This window comes from Weissella koreensis KCTC 3621, assembly GCF_000277645.1.
On record NZ_AKGG01000011.1, the window covers coordinates 88449 to 111971 of the forward strand.

Sequence of the window (23523 nt, forward strand, 5' to 3'; positions counted from 1 at the left end):
CTCCGCTATACCTTAATATTTTTGCATAGGTTAACATACCTATGTTTATTGTTCATATCATTACTAATTTATTGTGTTTTAAAGTATAATATTGCATACTAGCTACGAATTTTGAAGGAGAGTAAGATGTTAAAAAAAAGATTATTAACTTTTTCGTTAATCATTTGTTTACTGATCGGTTTAATATGGGCTTGGAATCACCACATTAATCAACCCACTATGCAAAATAAGACTATTCTTAAAACAAAAGAAAAAAGCAGTCTTGCGACAAAACCGACCTACCATACGGATCATAATTTACTAGTAGTAAATAAAAAGCATCCTCTAACTCAAGATTATAATCCATTTAAAGGCGCTTTAGATACTAATAACCCTGATGGAGGTGGTCTTTCCGAAAATGCTAATCAAGCAAAGAATGAAATCATTGCAGCCCTTCAAGCAGCCGGCTTTCCAATTTCAAACCAAGTTTCTGGTTATCGATCATACCAATATCAAACAACATTATACAATAATTATGTCGCAAATCATGGTCAAAAGGAAGCCGATACTTTCTCTGCTCGTCCAGGTTACTCAGAACATCAAAGTGGTTTAGCCTTTGATTTAACTGGTCAAAATGGTCAGCTACCAACGGATGATAAGATGTACAAATGGTTGCAAAATAACGCTTATAAGTATGGACTTATTATCCGATTCCCTAGACATTCCAGCACACAAACCGGTTATATTGGTGAAGAATGGCATCTCCGCTATGTTGGCATTAACAATGCTACTACAATGAATAAAAAAAAGATTTCAACACTTGAAGAATATACTGGTGTAAAGGGTGGTGATTACCATCCAGATGCTAGTCAAGATCAACTAGCGGTTAATGAATAAAATATATATAATACCATAAATTAGACTAAAATAGTTTGATTTATGGGATTTTTTAATAGGTCTCATTTCACTTTTACGCCTAACCCAAGGGTTCTATTATTACTTAAACCTTAATTCATGTTACAATATTAGTCAGGAAACATTTCTGTTAGCACATTTCGAGTCTTTTAAAACGATGAAAAGGGCTCAGAAAAAAATTATTTTATTAAAAGGAGCTAAATCAATATGATTTACAAAGTTTATTTCCAACCAACTAAGACTCAAAACCCCAAGCGGGAAAGCACTAAGTCACTTTACATTGAGACACCTGATTTACCAACTGCTCGTTTGGCGGTTGAAACTAACACCGAATACAATGTTGAGCAAATCGAAGAGCTTTCTGAGGCTGCGTTGACTTATGAGCAACAAAGCCTTGGTGAACGGTTTAAATTAACGGAGTTCTAATATGGCAATGGATATTGATGTACAACCTAATGAAGCAGCAGTTTATGCTTTAGGTGGTCTAGGAGAAATCGGGAAAAATACTTATGCCGTACAATATGGTGATGACATCGTCGTCATTGACGCCGGAGTTAAGTTTCCAGAAGATGAACTATTAGGAATCGATTATGTTATTCCTGATTATTCATATCTTGTAGAAAATATTGATAAAGTGCGCGGTTTGGTAATTACCCACGGGCACGAAGATCATATTGGAGCCATTCATTTTTTCTTGGAAGCTGTAAACGTACCAGTTTATGCTGGTCCCCTAGCAGCTGCTCTGATCACAAATAAATTAGAAGAACATGGTCTAACTAACCGTACTGAACTAAATATCATTGGCGAAGATGATGTTTTAACATTCGGTGAATTATCAGTTGAGTTTTTCCGAACTACCCACTCGATTCCCGATACATTTGGAGTCGCAGTTCATACACCAGTTGGCGTAATTGTCGAGACAGGTGATTTTAAATTTGATCTGACTCCAACTACCCACCAGCCACCTAACTTGCAAAAAATGGCACGTTTGGGTGCTGAGGGTGTTCTCTTATTAATGTCGGATTCAACTAACGCCGAACGTGCTGAGTTTTCAAAGTCTGAACGCTGGGTAGGTAAAACAATTGATCAATTATTTGATGATATTACTGGTCGAATTATATTTGCTACCTTTGCTTCAAATATGTCTCGAGTTCAAATGGCTACCGAATCTGCTTTAGCGCATGGTCGTAAAATTGCTGTCTTCGGGCGTTCAATGGATACAGCAGTCAGAAACGGATTAGCTTTAGGTTATTTAGATATTCCTGAAGATATGTTAATTGACGCCCATGAGGCCAATAAATTACCACCTGAAAAAGTGTTAATCCTATCGACTGGTTCTCAAGGAGAACCAATGGCTGCCCTCGCTCGTATTGCTAACGGAACTCATAAGCAAATTAAAATTCATCCAAATGATACTGTAATCTTCTCTTCTTCGCCGATCCCTGGAAATACTCAATCAGTTAATCACGTGATCAATCTGCTAGAAGAAGCCGGTGCCAATGTAATTTATGGTAAGATCAATAACATTCATACTTCTGGCCATGGTGGTCAAGAAGAACAAAAATTGATGTTATCTCTTATGAAACCTAAATACTTTATGCCAGTCCATGGTGAATATCGGATGCTTAAAGTCCACGCGGGATTAGGTGAGGCAGTTGGTGTACCTTCTGAAAACATCTTTATCATGGATAACGGAGACGTATTAGCACTAACCGCTGATTCAGCCCGAGTAGCTGATCATTTCCCTGCTGCCGACACTTATGTCGACGGTAATGGAATTGGTGATGTTGGTACTGCAGTGCTAAAAGATCGACAAATGTTATCCCAAGATGGACTTGTTGTTGTCGTTGCTACCATTGATTTAAAAAATCAAGAAATAACATCTGGGCCTGACATTCTTTCACGTGGATTTATCTACATGCGCGAATCAGAAGAATTAATCAATGAAGGACGTCGCGAAATTTTTAAGGCTATTTTAACCGCAATGCGCGAACCAAATGCCAACGAAAATACAATCAGAAATGCTGTTATATCAAAACTACAACGTTTCTTATTCAGTCAAACTAAGCGTCGCCCCCTTATTTTACCCATGTTTATCATGATTTAAAGTCAAGCTTTGAAGGAATCGAATTTAAATTCGATTCCTTTTTTGATACTCCATAAAACAAAAGAGACTCAAACAATTATGTTCGAGTCTCTTTTGTTTTAATTTAATATTGATTTAAATAGAACACATTATTATAACCAAAAATCTAATGTTTTTGAAGTAAACCGATAGTTATAAATATGTGCACCTAATTCTTCTCCATCCGCTTGAGCTAATTCTAAACGATGGGTTTGAAATTCTAATTTTTTATTTGTATAGCGATGAACTTCTGGTTGATCGTATAATTTATTTTTCAATAATGCTTTAACAATTTTGAGTAATCTAATTTTATTCTTAGGCTTTTCAATAATAATTAAATCTAATTTACCATCATGTGGATCAGCATCTGGCATAATCTTTACTCCACCCCCAAAATATGGGTGATTTGAAACCGTCATTAAATAAGCATTCTCATAAAAATCGGCTAATCGGCCTTCGCCTTTCACTGTAACCGCGAAAGAATCTTGTTCAGTTAAAACTTTTAAAATTAGTAACGGATAGGCCAAGCTTCCCCAACCCATCTTATTTAACCAAACTTTCGCTAGTGAATGATTTGTCATACTAACGACCATAGCATCAAATCCAACACCTAAATTATTTACAAAATATTTACGTTTATGATCTTTAATATTTTCATAGATCCCTAAATCGATCGTTAAAGGTTTTTCTATATTTTGTTTTGTTTTCTTTAAAATTCGTTGCAACGAAGCCATCGGATCAACCGATATTCCGTGAGCCCTGGCAAAGTCATTCCCAGATCCATCTGGAATATATGCAATTGGCTGATGATATTCGCTATTTCGCTCTAAAATGGCATTAATCGTTAAATTTAAGGTTCCATCCCCGCCCATTATCACTAATTGGATGGACTGTTCTTCTTGACGCTTTAAAAATCGTTTAATCCAACGTTCTAGGTCATGCTGATCTTTACTAATATAGAAATCAAAATCAATTGATTCAGAGATTAACTCATCTTTTAAAAGTTCCCAGTTTTCTACCGATTTTCCGGATTTAGCAACGGGATTTATGATAAATTGATATTTATTCTCCATGAATCTAACCGTTCCTAACTTCAAATATTCGGCTTGTGTATTCTCATACACAAAACTATTTTATTATACCTTATTCTTTTGGTTTTTTATAGCAAATAAACCATATATTTCACATTCTTAATATATAAACTAACAAAAAACCAAAGCTTATTTTATGTTATAAGCTTTGGTTTTATTAAAATTAAAATGCAGCAGTCAAAGGTGGAACAACTTGCTTCTTACGCGAAACAACTCCGGGTAAGTCAATAACATTATTCTTAATATCAGTATCAAAAGCTTTGGCGACTTCATTAGAAGCATCTCCCAAATAAAGTGCCTTTGAATTTGAATTTAAAATATCCGTAATAACAAACAAGAAGTTATCATATCCTTCAGCTTGCATAGCAGATTCTAGTTCAGATTGCCGTTCCAAGGTTTCGTCAATATCAACAGTATTAACTTGCCCAATACGGAAAGTATGTCCATTGAAGTCAAATGACTTAGCATCTCCATCAATCAATTCTTGGGCTGTTCGACTTGAAAGATCAGTTCCAGCCTTTAACAACTCCAATCCATATGCTTCATAATCTTTAATTCCAGCAATTTCAGCCAAGGCTTCTAAAGCAGGTTGATCCATTGAAGTTGTGGTAGGACTCTTCAAAAGTAATGTATCAGATATAATAGCTGAAGCCATCATTCCAGCAACATCACTTGGAATCTCAATATTACTTTTCTTAAATTCATAATACAAAATTGTAGCCACTGACCCTAGAGGCATATTAATAAACCAAAGAGGGGCATCAGAACTAAAATTAATCTTATGATGGTCATATACCCCAACCACTTCAACTTCATCAATATTTTTAGCTGATTGTGCTGCTTCATTGTGATCAACCAAATAAACTTGTTCAGTTTCAGCTTTTTCAATAACGCGTAGTGGCTTTACCTTAAAATAATCCAAGGCAAATTGAGTTTCCGCATTTGGCTCACCTAATGCGACTGGCTCAGTTTCTTCTCCCATAGTTTGATTTAATAAATATGATGCCGCAATTGCAGATGCAATTGTATCTGTATCAGGGTTTTGATGTCCAAAGACTAATTTTTTTGTCATTTTTAACTCCAACTTTCTAGGTTTTATTATATTTATATTTTACTATAATCAGACAAATTCTACATCTTTAATTCAAAATTAATTCTGAACTATTAATGTTCATATTAGTTGGTATTCCTACTTTTGATATTTCAATTACGAAACTTCCATTACTTTGACGTTGTCCAAATGAGTGTTCACTTGGATTAATCAACACAATTTGATTTTGATTAGTTGTAATGCTTAATTGAGGCATTTCTTTTATTGGCGTTAAAATCATAGTAACAATTTGATGTGAATCCTTCTTCAATTCACGCATCACCGCTACGCCCTTCTTAGCACGCGATGTCACTGGAATTTCATCAGTCTTCATCAACTTATAAGCTCCTCGATTTGAAATCAAATGAATCGCCATATTAGTTTGCACAAATCCGCCACCTATTAATTGATCATCAGAATTTAAATTAATTGCTTTTACGCCAGCTGTTCGATTACCTTGAACTGGTACTTCATCCAAGCTATAACATAATCCTTGCGCTTTTTGAGTAATCAATATGACATCAGCTGGATCAAGTTGAGCTTTAGGCTCAATAAATTGCAATAAGGCAACTTTTCCAGTCGCTGTTTTGAATTTAATTAGTGGAATTAATCGCTTCTTGTAATTACTACGAGGGGTCAAAGTAGCGAAATCAACTCGCTTAATATAGCCTTCATTTGAAGCAACCAACCATTGACCATTTAATTTATCAATATCATCTAACACTACAACTTGACTGATAGTTTCATCATTTCTCAAATCACTAACTGTTTGAGAAAGATGCTCCCCAGCATCCTTCCACTTAAATTCTGGAATTTCGTTAATTGGCCGATAGATCACATTTCCATAATTTGTAAAAATGAAAACATGCTGCAGGGTGTTAACCTTTTCAAGGTATACTGGCTCATCATCATCACGTAATCCATTATCATTACCTGAAGCACTAAATGAACGAAGTGAAGAACGCTTTACATAACCAGATTTAGAAATCAACATCACAACATCTTCATCAGCAATTGTAACAGTTTTATCAATTTTGATTTCTTGCACTTCAGCTTGAATTTCAGTTAATCTAGGTGTTGAATATTCCTTTTTAATAGCCGATAATTCACGCTTTAAGACTTTATTTAATTCTTTTGGTTCACTCAAGATCAATTGATACTTTTCAACCAAGTCACTCAAATTTTTAGCTTCTGCTTGCAACTGCGTAACATCAGTATTACTCAACCGGTATAGTTGTAGCGTTACAATTGCTTCCGCTTGTTCTTCCGTAAATTGATATTGATCAATTAAGCCTTGCTTGGCACCTTTCCGGTCATTTGCAGCACGAATTGTTTTAATAACTTGGTCTAAAATTGAGAGCGCTCTAATTAGCCCATCAACAATATGCATACGTTCTTGTGCCTTTCTTAAATCAAAGACAGTCCGTTTCATAATGATTTCACGTTGATGTTCAATAAAGGCTGTTAATGCCATTTTAAGACTAAATAAGACTGGTCGTTCCTTATGGATGGCAACCATATTGAAATTATAAGTAATTTGTAAGTCAGTTTTCTTAAATAGATATTGTAAGATTCCTTCTGCATTACCATCTTTCGCAATTTCAATTGCAATCGTCAATCCATCTCGATCAGATTCATCACGAACTTCAGTTAATCCAGCTACTTCTTTATTCAAACGGAGTTCATCCATTTTATGTACTAGGGCTGCTTTATTAACTTCGTATGGAATTTCCGAAACTCGGATTAATTGCTTACCACCTTTAATTGATTCAATCTGTGTTTTAGCACGGACAACAATTTTACCTTTCCCAGTCTCATAAGCTCGCTTTAATTCACTGGCTCCTTGAATAATGGCACCAGTTGGAAAATCAGGACCTTTGACAAATTCCATTAATTGATCAATATCTGCATCAGGATGACTCAAAAGATAGACAGTGGCATCAATCACTTCACCTAGATTGTGTGGTGGTATTTCTGTAGCATATCCAGCTGAAATTCCTGTAGCTCCATTAACTAGTAAATTAGGGAAATGACCAGGTAAAACAGTTGGCTCATACTCTGTATCATCAAAGTTAAGCACCATCTCAACGGTTTCTTTTTCTAAATCACGAAGCATTTCACCAGAAAGTTTTGATAAACGTGCTTCAGTATAACGCATAGCAGCGGCCGGATCATTATCAATTGAACCATTATTACCATGCATTTCAATCAAAGGAGCACGTAATTTCCAATCTTGTGATAGTCGAACCATCGCTTCATAAATTGAAGAATCACCATGCGGGTGAAAATTACCCATAATATTTCCAACCGACTTGGCTGATTTACGAAATTGCTTATCATAAGTATTTCCATCTTTACTCATTGCATACAAAATTCTTCTCTGAACGGGTTTTAACCCATCACGAATATCTGGTAAAGCTCGTTCTTGAATAATATATTTTGAATAACGACCGAAACGATCACCCATGACTGCTTCTAATGACAATTCTTGAATCGTTCCTTCTTGCTTGTTTTCTAACATAATGAATACCTCCTTTCCTCTTTAATCTTTATCCCAAGTTTCAATCTCTGGCTCAAAAAAACCAGGTAAAATATCATCATTTTGATTAGCATCAGCATCCTTATCAATTGGATCAATTTCTGCCGAAACTTTTGTTAACTGTGCTTCATCAACAACGTCCTTTGATGTTTCATCAGCCTCATTAAATTCCTTTTGTTTATCTAAAAGTGAAGCTTCATCAGCCAAAGAGAATGCGACATTACTTTCAATCCACTTACGTCGTGGCTCAACTTTATCACCCATTAAGGTCGTTACACGCTTGTCAGCTAACATGATGTCATCAATCGTAATTCTAACTAATGTCCGGCTATCTGGATTCATTGTGGTATCCCATAACTGTTCAGCATTCATTTCACCTAGCCCCTTAAATCGTTGTAAGGTATAGCCGCGGCCAATTTCTTTTTGTTTTTCTAACAGCTGCTCGTTAGTCCAAGCGTAAGTAATCGTCTGCTTCTTAGTTCCTTTTCTGAGCATATACAATGGTGGCAAAGCAATATATACTTTTCCAGCTTCAACCAACGGCCGCATATACTTATAGAAAAATGTTAATAGCAAGATTTGAATATGTGCCCCATCATCATCGGCATCGGTCATAATAATAACTTTATCATAATTAGATGCACTGACATCAAATTCAGAACCGACACCAGCTCCAATCGTATAGATCATAGTCGCAATTTCTTCATTTTTCATGATATCAGCTAATTTAGCTTTTTCAGTATTCAAAACTTTTCCTCGCAATGGCAAAATTGCTTGGAATTTACGATCACGTCCTTGCTTAGCCGAACCACCGGCAGAATCACCCTCGACCAAAAACAGTTCATTATGTTTGGCATTTTTTGATTGAGCAGGGGTTAATTTACCTGATAAAACACGGTCTTTACTACCCCTTTTTTTACCAGTTCTGGCATCTTCACGCGCTTTACGAGCAGCTTCACGAGCCTCACGGGCTCTTAAAGATTTACGAATTAATTCTTGAGAGAAATTTCCATTCTCCATCAAATAAAAGCCTAATTGTTCAGCAACAACACTATCTACAATTGAGCGTGCTTCTGGTGTTCCTAATTTTTCCTTCGTTTGGCCCTCAAATTGAAGTAATTCTTCTGGAATTCGAAGCGAGATAACAGCTGATAATCCTTCTCGAACATCCGATCCTTCCAAGTTTTTATCCTTTTCTTTTAAAAGATTAACTTTTCTGGCATATTCATTAAATGCTTTAGTCCAAGCTGAACGTAATCCAACCTCGTGCGTTCCGCCACCAGATGTTCGCACATTATTAACGAATGACATTGTAGTTTCTGAATAACCATCGTTATATTGAGCTGCTACTTCAACTTCAATTCCTTTTTCAGTCCCATCAAAGTAAAGAACATCGCCCATCGTCGTCTTATCTTCATTCAAATATTTCACGAATGAACGAATTCCATCATCATATTTATATTCTTCACTTTTTTCTTGTCCAACGCGTTCATCAGTAAGAGTAATTTTAACCCCACTTAATAAGAACGCTGATTCACGTAAACGTTCAGCTAAAATATCAAAATTATAATTAGTGGTTGAAAAAATCTTAGGATCTGGTTGAAATTCGACAGTTGTTCCATTGCCTTCCTTAGTTTTACCTAGGTTATTCAAAGTTCCATCTGGGTGACCACCATTAATAAAATGTTCTTGATATTTAAAACCATCTCGGACAATTGTAACCATTAAGCTAGATGATAACGCATTAACAACAGATGACCCAACTCCGTGTAAACCACCGGAAGTTTTATATCCACCCTGACCAAATTTACCACCAGCATGTAGAACTGTCAGAATAACTTCTGGTGTAGGTTTACCTGAAGCGTGCATTCCAACAGGCATTCCTCGTCCATGATCGATAACTTTAATCGAATTATTTGCGCCAATTGAAACGTTAATTTCATTACCAAAACCGGCCAAAGCCTCGTCAACAGCATTGTCAAAAATTTCATACACTAAATGATGTAATCCTTTTCCATCCGTTGAACCGATATACATACCTGGACGCTTACGAACGGCATCTAAGCCCTCTAAAACCGTAATATCATTTTCATCGTAGGTATTTGTCTTTACCATCTGTTTGCCTACCTTCATTATTTTATAAAAAGGTTAATATGAAAGATTAACCACCGTAACTATAAAAAGCACTCACAGTCAAAAATACCACGACTTTAAGTGCTGTTGCAACGTTTTTTATTGTTTTTAATTAAATTTAAACCTAATAACGCGTTTGAGTTTGACCACTAATACCCCGTTGAAATGGAACTTCATGCCAAATTTGATCCCGCTTAAATAATTCTGCCTGACCTTTGGTTAAATCACGTAGTTGTTCCATCACACTATTCAAGGCATCTAAATTAACTGGTACCACCATAGTGACTTTTTCAGTAAAAACAGTTTCACTAAGATCCAAAGCATGCTCTGCTAACCAATATTTAATTATTTCAAATTGAGGGTAGTCAATTTGAATGACGAGTTCTTGTTGCAAAATTTTTTGCACTAAGCCACCCGCCATAATGGCATCAGCTAACGTCCCTGCATAAGCCCGAATTAAGCCACCAGCTCCCAACTTAATTCCCCCAAAATAACGGGTTTGGACTACTACAACATCCCGAAGCTGATTATTATTTAATACTTCCAACATTGGTGTGCCTGCTGTTCCACTAGGTTCACCATCATCGGAAGCTCTTTGAATTTCAGAATGAGGACCCAAAACATATGTCCAAACATTGTGATTAGCTTTATTATGATTTTTTTGAATTTGTTTGATAAAATCTTGGGCTTCAGTTTCATTTTGCACACGTTGCATCTGAACAATAAAACGTGATTTTTTTATAATTTGTTCATACACAAAACTAGACTTCTCGATAGTGATATACGTTGTATCCACGTTTGATAGCCCCCAATCATTTTAATCTTCGAATTCAAATTGGAAGTCCATGATTTGAACAGTATCCCCATTCTCTGCTCCGGCTCGCCGAAGTGCATCATCTACTCCCATTGTACGTAATTGACGCGCAAAACGCATTAATGATTCTGTGAAATTAGTATTAGTTCGTTGGAATAGATTTTCCAGCTCATCCCCAGTCAAAATCCAATAATGATCATCTTCACGGACAATTTCAAATGGTTGCTCATTTTCTTTATACTCATACATTGTCAATTCTTCAGGTGCTGATTGCATCTCTTGAGCAATAAAGGCATCTGTTTCATCCAAAACATTGGCCGTTTTTTGCAAAAGTGGTTCCAATCCATCACGTGTTAATGAAGAAATTGGCATAATGACAGTATCTTGATCGAAATCAGGATCTTGTGCCAATTTAGCTTTAAATGTTGCTAAAGTTTCTTCTGCATCAGGCATGTCCATCTTCGTTGGAACAATAATCTGAGGCCGCTTTAACAAAGCTGGATCATATTCGGCTAATTCATGATTGATTTGCTTATAATTGTCATATGGATCAGAATCAGGATCAACACCACTCATATCAAGTAAATGGAGAATGACACGAGTTCGTTCTACGTGACGCAAGAATTGAATTCCTAATCCAACTCCATTTGAAGCTCCCTCAATCAATCCAGGCAAGTCAGCCATTACAAAGTCACGTCCATCATTTAATCGGACCATTCCTAAATTAGGAACTAAGGTCGTAAAGTGATATTCAGCAATTTTAGGCTTAGCAGCCGTTACTACTGACAAAAGCGTTGATTTTCCAACTGATGGGAAACCAACCAAACCTACATCAGCTAAGACTTTCAATTCCATTCGAATATCAAGTTCGCGACCAGGCTCACCATTTTCAGCAATTTCAGGTGCTGGATTCTTTGGTGAAGCAAAACGAATATTTCCACGTCCACCACGTCCACCAGCAGCTACGACCAATCGATCATCTTTATCTACTAGGTCCCCGATTAATTCACCAGTTTCAGCATTAGTAACTGTCGTCCCTTGTGGAACTCGGATAATCATGTCATCGGCTGATGCACCAGTCATCCCTTTAGTAGCACCATTACCACCAGGTGTAGCCTTAAAGTGACTCTTGTATCGGAAATCCATCAAAGTGCGTAAACCTTCATCTACAACTAAGATTACATCGCCACCTTTTCCGCCGTCACCACCAAAAGGTCCCCCCATATTAATATACTTTTCATGTCGGAAAGAAACAGCTCCATCGCCACCTTTTCCACCTTTAACAAAAACTTTTACTTGGTCAACGAATGCCATCGTCGTACCCCCTTCTGCTCTATCTAATCATGTGATTAGAGCCGTTAAACTTATTTAAAATCTGTCAATTAGAAAAAATTACCAGCTTCCAAAAAGCAAGATTTGATGCGTTATTAACTTGTCTATTGTATCGTATTTAACTCGATAAAGCTAATACCTACGTCAATGAATTGCACCGAGTGATATTTTAAGTGATTGAATAACCTTATCAGAAAGTCCCAATTGCTTCAACTCATCTACAGGTGCTTTTTCAATTTTACCTAATGATCCATATTTTGTGAGCAATTTTTGCCGCGTTTTAGGGCCAACCCCCGCAATTTCATCTAATTTAGAACCAAGTGATGATTTAGAACGTAAATTACGATGAAATGTTATTACAAATCGGTGTACCTCGTCTTGGATTCTTTGTAATAAAAAGAATCCTTGCGACTTTGGATCTAGCTCGGTATGTTCATTGCCTTCCGACTTCAACAAATCTGCGGTTTTATGATGCTCATTTTTAACCATCGCCGCTACTGGTAAATCAATTAATCCTAACTCATCTTCCAAAACTTCTTTAGCCGCATTTAATTGAATGATCCCACCATCCATTAAAACAAGATCCGGCATTTGAGCATGTTCTTTTAATAAGCGTGAATAACGACGTCGAATCACTTCCATGGTTTCAGCTCGCTCATCTGCATGATCTACACTCTTAATTTTATATTTACGATACTTTTGTTTATTTGGAATTCCATCTTCAAAGACCACCATGGCAGAAACAATTTCTTCACCTTGTGTATGAGAATGATCAAAAGCCTCAATGCGATGAATTTCATCAATTCCTAAAGCATCCGCAATTTCTTGCATGGCTCCGTTAGTTTTTTTCTCATTCATTTCCATTAAACGAAACTTTTCATCTAAAACAATCTTGGCATTTTCGACTGCCAAGTTCATCAATGCTTTTTTCTCACCACGTTGCGGCGTCCGCACTATAGTTTGCAAAACAGAACTAATTAATTTAGTATCAACGCCAGATGGTACTAGGATTTCTTTAGGCAACACCGTATTTTTACGATTGTAAAATTGTAAGATAAAACTAGTTAATTCTTCATTTGGTTCATCAACAATGGCAAATAATCTTTTTTCTCGTTTCAACAACCGGGCTTGACGAATGAAGAAAATTTGGACCGACAGCCACCCCTTATCCATATAAAAGTTAAAAAGGTCACGTGGCGTTCCATCTTTAGAAATTATTTTCTGCTTTTCAACCGTTTCAGCAATAAAATGTAATTGATCTCGTAAATCAGCTGCCCGTTCAAATTCTAACTTTTCTGCCGCTTCTTCCATTTTTTGATGTAGTTTTTTAGTAACAACTTGGGTATTTCCGGCTAAGAAACTTTGAATTTTTTTAATTTGCGCTTGATATTCATCAGCTGGAACTTCATGCCAACAAGCTCCCAAGCACTGCCCCATATTTGCGTACAAGCAAGGACGTCCTTGATATCCACTACATCTTCTTAGTGGATAATTTTTCTGAATAAAATGCAATGTTTCTTGAGCAGCATACACATTCGGATAAGGTCCAAAATACTGTGCATTATCTTTTTTAACAATACTAACTAGCTCAATTTGTGGGTCCTTTTCATTCGTTATTTTAATATAAGGGTAACCCGTTCCTCTTTTTAACCGAATATTATAATATGGTTGATACTTTTGAATCAACGTAATTTCAAGTAAGAGCGATTCTTTTTCAGAACTAGTTACAATAAAATCAAAATCAGCAACATTACGAACTAATTCGGCTGTCTTACCATCATGCTCACTCTTAAAATAAGAACGCACTCTATTTTTTAAGTTTTTAGCCTTACCAACGTAGATAATTTTACCATTCAGATCTTTCATTTGATAAGAACCCGGTAAATCAGGTAATAAGGCTAATTTTTGTTCAATATGTTCTGATGCCATAGAGCCCTCTTTCACAACTATTTTCACCCTATTTATACATTTTCAAGTATTTAAAATTAAATTTTATTCTTGATTGTTGTTTTTTTCAAATTTATCAACAATTAGATAAAATATTATTACCATATCAATCTATTGGTTATAACTTAAAACTTTAATTTTGGAATTATCTAATTCTAATTTGGTAATGCTTCCGTTTTGCGGACGAATCTTCAAATCGAATTGACCTTTTCCATATAATTCCATAAGACTAAGCAATGTATTACCATGGCTAATGACTAATACATTATCTCCATCTTGCAAATTATGATTTTCAGAAATTAATTTGAAACCCTTTTGAATTCTTTCCCAATACTCATGCTGATCTTCTGCATCATGGAATGGATCAGCTAATTTCATCATATCTTTTGCTTCTGCTATAGAAAAGGATTCAATAATCTCAGCAAATGATGTCAAATGTTGTGGTGCACCAACTTTAGCCCAAACCGCATCCATATTATCACCCTCAAAAGATCCATAAAATTGTTCTCTAAAGTAGGATGATTTGGTAGCTTTGGTCAAATTACTTTGATGATTTTCAGCTAAAATTAATTCAGCTGTATCTTCAGCCCGCGTTGTGTCTGAAGAATAAGCAGCAGCAAATTTAACTTCAGCCAATTTTCGACCAGTGTCTAATGCATTTTGGATACCATTTTTAGTCAAAGGCGAATTACTCCAGCCTTGTAATTTGTTATAAATATTAAAATAAGTTTGTCCGTGCCGAACCAAATACAATGTTAATTTAGCCATATCATTCTCCTAATTTCAAAATAAATCAATCAAAATATTAATTAATTCAATTCATAAAGTCTACCTACTATTATTATAGTATAATGAACACAAATAAGGAGGAATTCACCTATGGGATTACAATCAAACCGTCAAAATAGCATGGAAACATCTTTTGATAATTTCATCGAATTACCAAAAAAAGATGATAACGAAAAAAATGCTTTCTTAGGTAAGAAAAAACACAAGATTTATTATCTGAAGAAAAATAAAAAAACACGATAAATCGTCGATTATTATACAGACGACAGAGAGGCCAGGACATTTTTGTCCCAGCCTCTTTTTTAATTATTATCTTTTTCTTCACGCTTAACTTCAGCTAATAGCTTTCTTTCAGTTGCATCTAATTCATAATTTTCAAGTAAATCAGGCCGTCTTAAATAGGTCCGGCGAAGTGCTTCTTTTTTACGCCATTCTGCAATATTAGCGTGATGTCCACTCATTAAGACATCAGGAACCTTTTTACCTTTAAAATCAGCTGGACGGGTATATTGAGGATATTCCAAAAGCCCAGTTGAAAATGAATCATCAACCGCTGACATATCATCGCCTAAAGCTTCATCTAATAACCGTACAGTTGCATCAATAATAACCATTGATCCTAACTCACCACCAGTTAAAACAAAGTCACCCAAGGAAATTTCATCCGTAACTAGATCGCGTATCCTTTCATCATATCCTTCATAGTGTCCAGAAATAAACGTTAAATGTTCTTCTTGTGATAATTCTTCGGCCATCTTTTGATCAAAAGTACGCCCAGCTGGGTCTAAGAGAATCACACGCCCTCGGTTACCAGCTACAGCTTCAACATGCTCCATCGCTGAATAAATAGGTTGTGGCGTTAAAAGCATTCCCTGCCCACCACCATAAATGACATCATCAACATTATGATGTTTATTTTCAGTGAAATCACGAAAATCAACTACATTAAAATCAACCAGTTTACGTTCAATGGCCTTTCCAATAATGGATTCTCGCATAGGTGCAAACATATTGGGAAATAAACTTAATACATCAATTCTCATCAGCAACCCACTCTTCTAATAGAACAACTTTAGCAGTTTTGTCATCTAAGTTAATTTCTTTGACCACTTGTTCTGTAAATGGTATCAATAAATCTGATCCTTGCTTCCGTTGTATTACCCAAACATCATTTGCTGGTAATTCTAGAATTTCTTTGACGGTTCCAATAACACTTTGATCCTCATTATTAATAATAGAAAGTCCGACAATATCATGATAAAAATATTCATTTTGATCAAGTACTGGTATTTGAGTATCATCAACCATCAAATCCATTCCTTTATATTTTTCAATAAAATTAATATTTTGTAAGTCTTTAAAACTCAATAAGATAAACTGTTTGTGGTTACGTACAGTTGCAATTTCAACTTCTACATTATTTTTTGCCCCAATCACCATTTTGTTACCTGGCACAAACCGTTCAGTTGAAAAATCGGTTGTTGCAATTACCCGAACTTCCCCTTTAATTCCATGGGTATTGACAATAGTTCCTACTTTATATAAAGACATTCAATTGCTCACTCTCTTTTTTGATATACTATATTTCATGAATTTTAATGCTATGCTTCTAAACTTAAATACTTCTGTAAAGCCGCATTGAACTGTTCATCAGGTAATGTTTCATTTGTAAAACGACCCATAACCGTAAAATCATGCCGATTTTTGAAGCTCAAGGATTTTACCTCAACTAGTGCAACCGCCATGTTTTGTTCAGTTAAGAATATCTGTCCAGGCCCTCGTAATTTTCCTTTAGTGTGCTTACCAACACGCCAACTATGAAAATCAGCTAATTGGAGGGCGGTGTTTTCAACATGATATTGACCATTTAAATCTTGTTTAAGCATTACACCTACTAACTCTGCTGTTGAATATTTACTAGCCATATCTTTAACCGTCCTAATTATTCAATGTAATTAATTATAGATAAATCTAACTATCGACGCAATAGCCAACTACTTAGATTATCCGCTATTCTAAAAGAATTACCAACTTTAGATTTGACATTGATGACAAATGAGTTTAGTATAAATCAGGTCGGTTAATATGTGCAGTTGCACATAAAGGAGAAATATATGAACCCAGAGGTAAGTGATGACCAACTTCAAAGCTTTGGAATTGTCAGCCGTGTCATTCGTACTGAACTAAATCGGGTCCTTAAGCCTTACGGATTGAACGACAGCAATTATTTTTTTATATCTTATATTGCAGATCATCCAGAGTCTTCTCAAGGTGACCTAACTCGAACAATGTTTTTAGATCATAGTACGATTACTAGATCTGTTGCTAAACTAGTTGAGTTAGGCTATCTTGAAAAACATCTTGATGAAAAAGATCATCGAACGACACGTCTCTTTTTAACAAATAAGGGTGCTGAAATTCGATATGAAATACATGAACTCACTACGACTATTTTTGATAATACCTTTTCTGAAATTTCATCTGAAGAAAGTGAAACCATTAAAAGTATATTATTAAAAACAGCCAATCATTTAGAAAAAACGAGGTCTAAGAAATGAATAATACCGCTCAAAAGATGTCTACTAGAGACATCCTCTCGATTGCCGCTGCGGCAATCATGGCATTCATTGGTGTCTTAATTGAAACTTCAATGAATGTTACATTCCCAACTTTGATTCGTCAATTTAACGTTGATTTATCAATGGTGCAATGGCTTACAACTGGATATTTATTGGTTGTATCTCTTATTATCGTTTGTTCTTCTTATATTAAAGGAAGATTTAAAGAACGTAATATTTTTATGACAGGTGTTATCTTTTCAATTATTGGAGATCTTGCCTGTGCCCTAGCACCTGGTTTTTCCGTTCTATTACTAGGACGTCTAATCCAAGCAATCGGAACTGGAATTGTTCTACCACTTCTATTTAATATTATTCTTGAACGTGCCCCAATGGAAAAACGTGGAGTCTTCATGGGATTAGGTGGTCTAATTGTTTCAATGGCACCTGCCCTTGGCCCTACCTTTGGTGGAGTTGTCGTTAACTTTGTTAGCTGGCGTTATATTTTCTGGATTGTCCTACCATTAATGATTATTGGTTTTGTCTTAGGATTTTCAATTGAACAAATCACACCACTTGTTAAGCAAAAATTTGATTGGATTCGTTTAATCTTATTAACTATTATGTTTACAACTCTTACTCTAGGATTTAATACAGTTAGCCAACATGGTTGGTTGAATGGTGAATTAGGTCTTAGCCTAGTTATTACTGCTATTGTAGTATGGATTTTCATTGCTGTTTCTAATCGTTCAAAGCGAGTTTTGATTAATATTTCTATTTTTAAAAACCCTGTCTTCACATTGGCTCTAATTGCTTACGTATTAATTCAATTTTCAAATATTGGTATTAATTTCGTCTTACCAAATTATGCACAAATTGCTGATCATGCTACTGCTATGATTAGTGGTCTTATCCTACTTCCTGGTAGCTTAATTTCTGGATTATTAAATCCTGTCTGGGGTCGTATGTATGACACCCTAGGTGCTAAAAAGCCAATTTTCATTGGAAATTCGATCTTATTCTTAGCAATCATCGCCTTCGCTGTCTTTAGTCTTAAACTAGCACCAGTAATGATCTTAGTTTATTACCTAATCTTTGCCGTTGGAGTTGCTATGTCATTTGCTAATACAATGACTTATGCACTTACCATTACCGGTCCTGAAAAAGAAGCTGACGCTAATGCCATTTTCAACACCCTTCAACAATTCGGTGGTTCAATTGGAACTGTTATCGCCTCTAGCTTCCTAGCTTCTGGAACTGGTAACAATGCTGCTGAAGTAATGCAATCTGGTACACAACATGTCTTCATGTTCTTTGGTATCTTAATCTTCATTAACTTCTTCTTATACCACTTCACATTTAAATTAGGTCATAAATTAATGCCTAATCTATAAATAAATAATTAAAAAAGACTGGTCTATAAAAGACTAGTCTTTTTTTACGTATATAATGAATTACAATAAAACAAAACACTTAATAATTTACTGCATTCTTTTTGATATTTATTTGTATGTATCATTTTAAATTTGACATGATGATGTATTTACAACACTTTGGCTTTTATATTCGACTAAAACATCGTAAGCATCTCATTTTAAGCATTTATCATCATGGTATGAATACTTCATCAGTCTTTGCCTCTTATCACGTTAATAACCATTAAAATTTCATCTAAAAGACACTATAAAAAAGGTTAGTCCCTATTTCTACGGACTAACCTTTTTATAAAACCCTCAAATTACTTTGAGAACTTAGCTTCATGGTACTTCTTCATGATTCCAGCTTCTGATAACAAGTTTTTAACTGTATCAGAAGGTTGTGCACCATTGTTCAACCATCCCATGATAACTTCTTCTTCCAACTTAACTTCAGCTGGTTCAACCAATGGGTTGTAAGTTCCAACGTTTTCAATGAAACGTCCGTCACGAGGTGAACGTGAATCTGCTACAACTACGCGATAAAATGGGCGCTTCTTTGATCCCATACGCTTTAAACGAATTTTAACTGCCATGTTTAATTTCCTCCGGTAATTTTCTACTCTTATTATAATACCAGAGTTATATAACAGTGTAAAGTGTTTTTCCTTTACACATTATTTTTATTTTAGCGGCGCTTTTTCTTATTTTTTTTAATTTGACGCGCCATACGCTTCATAGCCATATCTTGCATCTTTTTACCCATATTACCGCCCATACCAGGCATGTTCGGCATTCCACTAGGCATACCAGGCATACCGCCACCTTGTAATGAACCCATCATTTGTTCCATTTGAGCGGTATTACCATTCATGGCTTTGCTCATCATGCCCTTCATTTGATTAAATTGTTTAATCATTCGGTTAACTTCAACAATCGGACGACCTGCTCCAGCAGCCAAACGACGACGTCTTGAAGGATTAATTAGATCTGGGTCTTCTCGCTCAGCTGGTGTCATTGATAGCACAATAGCTTTCATATGATCAATTTGCTTAGGATCCATCTGCATATTTTGCAAAGCAGGATTATTAGCCATTCCTGGAATCATTTTCATCAAATCTTCCAAAGGACCCATATTTTGAACTTGGTCCATTTGATCAATGAAATCATTGAAATCAAATGTGTTTTGACGCATCTTTTCAGCCTGTTCAGCGGCCTTTTTCTCATCAACATCTTTTTGGGCTTTTTCGATCAGGGTCATTAAATCACCCATTCCCAAAATTCGTGAAGCCATTCGTTCCGGATAGAAGACATCCAAATCGGTCATCTTCTCCCCTTGTCCTACGAATTTAATGGGTTTATTAGTGATCGCACGAATTGAAAGTGCTGCTCCGCCACGAGTATCACCATCCAACTTAGTCAAAACAACCCCAGTAATACCCAAACGATCATTAAAACCAGTTGCCGTTTCAGTAGCGTTTTGCCCAGTCATTGCATCAACAACCAATAAAATTTCATCAGGTTGCGCAATTTCCTTAACATCAGCTAATTCTTGCATTAATGCTTCATCAATTTGTAAACGTCCCGCAGCGTCAATAAAGACATAATCAGACTTCAATTCTTCAGCTTTAGCAAGCCCTTGCTTCACAATTTCACGAGGATCTACATTAGTTCCCATTGAGAATACTGGCACATCAATTTGTTGTCCCAAAGTTTCCAATTGATCAATGGCAGCTGGTCGATAAATGTCAGCAGCAATCATAAGTGGACGTGCGTTTTGTTCTTTCTTTAACTTAAAAGCAAGTTTACCGGCAGTGGTAGTTTTACCGGCTCCTTGTAACCCTACCATCATAATAACAGTGGGTATTTTTGGTGAACGATTTAAGGGAACATCTTGTTCCCCCATCATTGCTGTTAACTCATCATTCACAATTTTAACAATTTGTTGAGCCGGATTTAATCCTTCTAGAACTTTCTGCCCCGCAGCCTTTTCACGAACATCGCGAACGAAACTTTTTACAACCGTATAATCCACGTCGGCTTCCAACAAAGCCATACGAATTTCTCGCATTGTATCCCGTAAGTCAGCGTCTGTAACTTTTCCCTTTTTTCGTAATCCGCTCAATGCAGATTGTAGTCTTTCTGTTAATCCCTCAAAAGCCATTTTATTTAATCCTCCTCAAGCGTAATTAATTGTTCCATTAAATCAATTAATTGCTGATCATTTTGATAATTTTTTTTAATATATGTCTCAATTTCAGCAGCAGCTACCTGCCTTTTTAAATATTCAGCATATAAATGCAATTTATTTTCATAATTTTCTAAAAGCTGCGTACTTCGTTTTAAGTTATCATAGACAGCTTGTCTTGAAACAGAAAATTCATCTGCAATTTCACCTAGTGAATAATCATCTGCATAATATAATTCTAAATAATCATCCTGCTTACTCGTCAATAAAGAACGATAAAAATCAAACAGAATATTAAGCCGCATACTTTTTTCTAGTTCCATCTTATAACTCCAATAATGGTCCGAATAAGCTTTTGGCAAAATCATTAGCATCAAACGGTTTTAAATCACCTACTTGCTCGCCAAGGCCAATCCATTTAACAGGTAAGTGTAATTCATTTCGAATTGGCAAAACAATTCCACCTTTGGCTGTTCCGTCTAATTTAGTTAAGACTATTCCTGTAACATCCGTTGAACTTTTGAATAACTTAGCCTGCTGCAAAGCATTTTGACCCGTTGTTGAATCCAATACTAGGAGAACTTCAGCTGGCTGATCAGGTAATTCACGTTCAATAATACGTTTCATTTTAGCTAATTCTTGCATCAGATTAACATTATTTTGTAAACGTCCAGCTGTATCAACAAATAAGATATCAGCTTGCTGGTCAATCGCCGCCTTCACCCCATCAAATACTACAGAAGCCGGATCTGATTCCGGTGGTCCAGCAATGACTTCAACACCATCTCGTTCACCCCAAACTTGTAACTGTTGTGTTGCCCCTGCTCTAAATGTATCTGCAGCTGCGAGCAAGACCTTCTTTCCTTCTTGCTTATAACGTGCAGCCAACTTTCCAATCGTAGTCGTCTTTCCGACACCATTAACTCCTACAAACAAAATAACCGTTGGCCCAGATTGAGCGAAATGCATTGATGAATCTTCATCACGGCCTTGTTCAGTATAATGATCAACTAATTTCTGTAAAATAACGTTTGAAACTTCTTCTTTGCTCTTAGCATTTTGAAGCTTAACTTCATCTCGTAATTCATCAGTTAATTTAAAGGCGGTTTCAGCACCCACATCAGCCTTGATCAAAGTTTCTTCCAGATCATCAAAAAAGTCCTCATCGACGCGTCTAAAGTTGGCCATAAATTGGTTCCAACGTTGGCTCCAAGACTTTTTAGTTTTATTCAAACCTTGATCCAAGTCTGATTCTGTTGGTTGATTTGGCTCTTCAATGTCCTTCTCTACTTCTGATTCATATACTTCTGTCTGTTCTAAATCAGATGAAGAAGCAACCACATCAGTATTTGGCTCATAAACAGCAGACGCTTCTTCAACTATCTCAATATCCGAATTTTTAACTGCATGAATTTGTTCATTGTTTTGATCTAATAATTCAGCGGTTTTCTCTATTTCATAATCATTTGATACTAATTCAGATTCATTGGCATCAAAGTTATCCTCAACTGGACTTGCTTGTTCACTTGGTTCAGAAAAAGTAATCGTATCATTAGAATTAACTTTTGATATATCACTAACCTTCTCTGCTTCTATATGAGCTTCTAGTGATTCGTTAACTTTCTCTGCTTCATCAATTACAGAATCAATCTCGATTGCCTTAGGTATCAATTGTTCGACTTTAACAATTGCCTGCTTCACTTTGGGCTGAAAAGGATTATCAGCCGTGATTCGTGGATATAACGTTACTACTTCAACCGGCTGTTTCGTTATCTTGGGTTCAGAAGGCTCTCCGGTAAATGCCTTTTTTATTGCATCAAATAATCCCATAATTTGAATTCCTCATTTGTAATTTTAATTTGTTAAACTTTGATAAGCATCTCGTGCAGCCGCTTTTTCCGCTTCTTTTGTCGATTTACCTTGACCTGCACCCAGCTTTTTATCATTGACACTCACAGCTACTGTGAAAATTTGCTCATTATTTTCAATTTGTTCTTCAGCTATTTTTTCATAATTAATTTCCACTGATCCATGCTTCTGCAACAATTCTTGTAATTTCGATTTATAATCAACAAAACGATCATAGAAACCTGTTTTAATTTTAGAAAAGAAAACAAGATCTAACAAATGCATTACTGCATCTTGACCTTGATCCAGGAATAATGCCCCGATAAAGGCTTCCCACAAATCTTCTAAAAGCGAATCTCGATTTCTCGCCCCAGACATCTCTTCTCCATGACCCAATTGGACATATTTATCAAGATGTAACTCACGTGACAAAGCTGCAAATGAACGGGTTTGTACCATTAAGATTCGCAACTCTGTCAATCGACCTTCATCCCAGTCTGGGTAATTTTGAAAAAGATAGACCGCAGATGATTGTTGCATAATTGCATCGCCCAAAAATTCGAGACGTTGATAATCGCGACCTTGATAACCTGGATGTTCATTAATATAATTAGCTTGCGTTAAAGCCTCTTCTAGTAATTTTAAATCATTAAATTGTAAGCCGTATTTATCGGCAATTTCTGCTTGTAATTGCGCAAACATTAAAAATCTCCTTCGATATTCTTCTTTGATTATTCTCTGTATAAGTATACCAAAAAAC

22 protein-coding genes are annotated in these 23523 nt (G+C 35.9%); 6 read left to right on the plus strand and 16 right to left on the minus strand.

The features are described 5' to 3' along the window. Positions 1-126 precede the first annotated feature (126 nt). The 3 genes from JC2156_RS03600 (at position 127) to rnjA (ending at position 3001) form a co-directional block, all read left to right on the plus strand. A complete protein-coding gene (locus tag JC2156_RS03600) occupies positions 127-876 on the plus strand; it encodes a M15 family metallopeptidase (RefSeq protein ID WP_006845481.1) in 750 nt (249 codons plus the stop codon). Positions 877-1101: 225 nt separating this feature from the next. Beyond that, positions 1102-1320, plus strand: a complete 219-nt coding sequence (locus JC2156_RS03605; protein ID WP_006845482.1) for a DNA-directed RNA polymerase subunit epsilon — start codon at positions 1102-1104, stop codon at positions 1318-1320. Between the two features lies 1 nt (position 1321). Further along, positions 1322-3001: a ribonuclease J1 gene (gene rnjA, locus JC2156_RS03610; RefSeq protein ID WP_006845483.1), complete on the plus strand. Its 1680-nt coding sequence runs from the start codon at positions 1322-1324 to the stop codon at positions 2999-3001. Between the two features lie 131 nt (positions 3002-3132). On the opposite strand, the gene JC2156_RS03615 is transcribed toward rnjA, so the two are convergent. From JC2156_RS03615 to JC2156_RS03650, 8 genes are all read right to left on the minus strand, one after another. Continuing rightward, a complete protein-coding gene (locus tag JC2156_RS03615; protein WP_155815915.1) occupies positions 3133-4143 on the minus strand; it encodes a diacylglycerol/lipid kinase family protein in 1011 nt (336 codons plus the stop codon). Positions 4144-4273: 130 nt separating this feature from the next. Then, the gene (locus tag JC2156_RS03620; protein ID WP_006845485.1) at positions 4274-5182 is read right to left on the minus strand and encodes a manganese-dependent inorganic pyrophosphatase; all 909 of its coding nucleotides are present in this window, start codon (positions 5180-5182) and stop codon (positions 4274-4276) included. A gap of 67 nt (positions 5183-5249) precedes the next feature. Then, entirely contained in the window at positions 5250-7721 is a 2472-nt protein-coding gene (gene parC / locus JC2156_RS03625) for a DNA topoisomerase IV subunit A (protein ID WP_006845486.1), read from the minus strand. Between the two features lie 21 nt (positions 7722-7742). Next, on the minus strand, positions 7743-9854 hold the full coding sequence (gene parE, locus JC2156_RS03630; protein ID WP_006845487.1) for a DNA topoisomerase IV subunit B: 2112 nt from the start codon (positions 9852-9854) through the stop codon (positions 7743-7745). Between the two features lie 142 nt (positions 9855-9996). Continuing rightward, on the minus strand, positions 9997-10668 hold the full coding sequence (locus JC2156_RS03635; protein WP_006845488.1) for a YigZ family protein: 672 nt from the start codon (positions 10666-10668) through the stop codon (positions 9997-9999). A 21-nt stretch (positions 10669-10689) separates the two neighbouring features. Then, positions 10690-12000: a GTPase ObgE gene (obgE, locus tag JC2156_RS03640; RefSeq protein ID WP_006845489.1), complete on the minus strand. Its 1311-nt coding sequence runs from the start codon at positions 11998-12000 to the stop codon at positions 10690-10692. Between the two features lie 162 nt (positions 12001-12162). Beyond that, on the minus strand, positions 12163-13947 hold the full coding sequence (gene uvrC, locus JC2156_RS03645; RefSeq protein ID WP_006845490.1) for an excinuclease ABC subunit UvrC: 1785 nt from the start codon (positions 13945-13947) through the stop codon (positions 12163-12165). Between the two features lie 129 nt (positions 13948-14076). Further along, positions 14077-14733, minus strand: a complete 657-nt coding sequence (locus tag JC2156_RS03650) for a histidine phosphatase family protein (protein WP_006845491.1) — start codon at positions 14731-14733, stop codon at positions 14077-14079. A 111-nt stretch (positions 14734-14844) separates the two neighbouring features. Here JC2156_RS03650 and JC2156_RS08850 point away from each other — a divergent pair, with 111 nt between their 5' ends. Continuing rightward, the gene (locus JC2156_RS08850; protein ID WP_006845492.1) at positions 14845-14997 is read left to right on the plus strand and encodes a hypothetical protein; all 153 of its coding nucleotides are present in this window, start codon (positions 14845-14847) and stop codon (positions 14995-14997) included. A 59-nt stretch (positions 14998-15056) separates the two neighbouring features. Here the strand turns inward: JC2156_RS08850 and trmD are convergent, their stop codons facing one another. Genes trmD through JC2156_RS03665 form a run of 3 tightly spaced genes read right to left on the minus strand, consistent with a single transcriptional unit; the run spans position 15057 to position 16679 of the window. Beyond that, the gene (gene trmD, locus JC2156_RS03655) at positions 15057-15797 is read right to left on the minus strand and encodes a tRNA (guanosine(37)-N1)-methyltransferase TrmD (protein WP_006845493.1); all 741 of its coding nucleotides are present in this window, start codon (positions 15795-15797) and stop codon (positions 15057-15059) included. Then, complete coding sequence (rimM, locus tag JC2156_RS03660) at positions 15787-16305, minus strand: ribosome maturation factor RimM (protein ID WP_006845494.1); 519 nt, start codon at positions 16303-16305, stop codon at positions 15787-15789. Before rimM ends, trmD begins: the two co-directional genes overlap by 11 nt. 50 nt (positions 16306-16355) lie before the next feature. Then, on the minus strand, positions 16356-16679 hold the full coding sequence (locus JC2156_RS03665) for a DUF7671 family protein (RefSeq protein WP_006845495.1): 324 nt from the start codon (positions 16677-16679) through the stop codon (positions 16356-16358). A gap of 189 nt (positions 16680-16868) precedes the next feature. Between JC2156_RS03665 and JC2156_RS03670 the strand changes: the two genes are divergently transcribed. Both JC2156_RS03670 and JC2156_RS03675 read left to right on the plus strand, forming a co-directional pair. Then, positions 16869-17312: a MarR family winged helix-turn-helix transcriptional regulator gene (locus tag JC2156_RS03670; RefSeq protein WP_006845496.1), complete on the plus strand. Its 444-nt coding sequence runs from the start codon at positions 16869-16871 to the stop codon at positions 17310-17312. Further along, positions 17309-18706: a DHA2 family efflux MFS transporter permease subunit gene (locus tag JC2156_RS03675; protein WP_006845497.1), complete on the plus strand. Its 1398-nt coding sequence runs from the start codon at positions 17309-17311 to the stop codon at positions 18704-18706. Before JC2156_RS03670 ends, JC2156_RS03675 begins: the two co-directional genes overlap by 4 nt. A gap of 344 nt (positions 18707-19050) precedes the next feature. On the opposite strand, the gene rpsP is transcribed toward JC2156_RS03675, so the two are convergent. The 5 genes from rpsP to rnc all read right to left on the minus strand — a co-directional run bounded on the left by rpsP (position 19051) and on the right by rnc (position 23465). Then, on the minus strand, positions 19051-19323 hold the full coding sequence (gene rpsP / locus JC2156_RS03680) for a 30S ribosomal protein S16 (RefSeq protein WP_006845499.1): 273 nt from the start codon (positions 19321-19323) through the stop codon (positions 19051-19053). Positions 19324-19415: 92 nt separating this feature from the next. Further along, the gene (gene ffh, locus JC2156_RS03685) at positions 19416-20891 is read right to left on the minus strand and encodes a signal recognition particle protein (RefSeq protein WP_006845500.1); all 1476 of its coding nucleotides are present in this window, start codon (positions 20889-20891) and stop codon (positions 19416-19418) included. A gap of 5 nt (positions 20892-20896) precedes the next feature. Next, positions 20897-21238, minus strand: coding sequence for a putative DNA-binding protein (locus tag JC2156_RS03690; RefSeq protein WP_006845501.1), 342 nt, complete (start codon positions 21236-21238; stop codon positions 20897-20899). 1 nt (position 21239) lies between these two features. Then, positions 21240-22745 carry a signal recognition particle-docking protein FtsY gene (gene ftsY, locus JC2156_RS03695; protein ID WP_006845502.1) on the minus strand — a complete coding sequence of 502 codons (1506 nt, stop codon included), beginning with the start codon at positions 22743-22745 and terminating at the stop codon, positions 21240-21242. A 24-nt stretch (positions 22746-22769) separates the two neighbouring features. Further along, positions 22770-23465: a ribonuclease III gene (gene rnc, locus JC2156_RS03700; protein WP_006845503.1), complete on the minus strand. Its 696-nt coding sequence runs from the start codon at positions 23463-23465 to the stop codon at positions 22770-22772. Positions 23466-23523: the final 58 nt, after the last annotated feature.

Coding starts and splice junctions, on each gene's coding strand:
- JC2156_RS03600 (WP_006845481.1), top strand. CDS start 127: ATGTTAAAAAAAAGATTATTAACTTTTTCGTTAATCATTTGTTTACTG.
- JC2156_RS08850 (WP_006845492.1), top strand. CDS start 14,845: ATGGGATTACAATCAAACCGTCAAAATAGCATGGAAACATCTTTTGAT.
- parE (WP_006845487.1), bottom strand. CDS start 9,854: ATGGTAAAGACAAATACCTACGATGAAAATGATATTACGGTTTTAGAG.
- JC2156_RS03670 (WP_006845496.1), top strand. CDS start 16,869: ATGAACCCAGAGGTAAGTGATGACCAACTTCAAAGCTTTGGAATTGTC.
- obgE (WP_006845489.1), bottom strand. CDS start 12,000: ATGGCATTCGTTGACCAAGTAAAAGTTTTTGTTAAAGGTGGAAAAGGT.
- JC2156_RS03620 (WP_006845485.1), bottom strand. CDS start 5,182: ATGACAAAAAAATTAGTCTTTGGACATCAAAACCCTGATACAGATACA.
- trmD (WP_006845493.1), bottom strand. CDS start 15,797: ATGAGAATTGATGTATTAAGTTTATTTCCCAATATGTTTGCACCTATG.
- JC2156_RS03650 (WP_006845491.1), bottom strand. CDS start 14,733: ATGGCTAAATTAACATTGTATTTGGTTCGGCACGGACAAACTTATTTT.
- JC2156_RS03690 (WP_006845501.1), bottom strand. CDS start 21,238: ATGGAACTAGAAAAAAGTATGCGGCTTAATATTCTGTTTGATTTTTAT.
- JC2156_RS03665 (WP_006845495.1), bottom strand. CDS start 16,679: ATGGCTAGTAAATATTCAACAGCAGAGTTAGTAGGTGTAATGCTTAAA.
- JC2156_RS03675 (WP_006845497.1), top strand. CDS start 17,309: ATGAATAATACCGCTCAAAAGATGTCTACTAGAGACATCCTCTCGATT.
- JC2156_RS03605 (WP_006845482.1), top strand. CDS start 1,102: ATGATTTACAAAGTTTATTTCCAACCAACTAAGACTCAAAACCCCAAG.
- ftsY (WP_006845502.1), bottom strand. CDS start 22,745: ATGGGATTATTTGATGCAATAAAAAAGGCATTTACCGGAGAGCCTTCT.
- rnc (WP_006845503.1), bottom strand. CDS start 23,465: ATGTTTGCGCAATTACAAGCAGAAATTGCCGATAAATACGGCTTACAA.
- uvrC (WP_006845490.1), bottom strand. CDS start 13,947: ATGGCATCAGAACATATTGAACAAAAATTAGCCTTATTACCTGATTTA.
- rpsP (WP_006845499.1), bottom strand. CDS start 19,323: ATGGCAGTTAAAATTCGTTTAAAGCGTATGGGATCAAAGAAGCGCCCA.
- rnjA (WP_006845483.1), top strand. CDS start 1,322: ATGGCAATGGATATTGATGTACAACCTAATGAAGCAGCAGTTTATGCT.
- rimM (WP_006845494.1), bottom strand. CDS start 16,305: ATGTCTTTATATAAAGTAGGAACTATTGTCAATACCCATGGAATTAAA.
- ffh (WP_006845500.1), bottom strand. CDS start 20,891: ATGGCTTTTGAGGGATTAACAGAAAGACTACAATCTGCATTGAGCGGA.
- parC (WP_006845486.1), bottom strand. CDS start 7,721: ATGTTAGAAAACAAGCAAGAAGGAACGATTCAAGAATTGTCATTAGAA.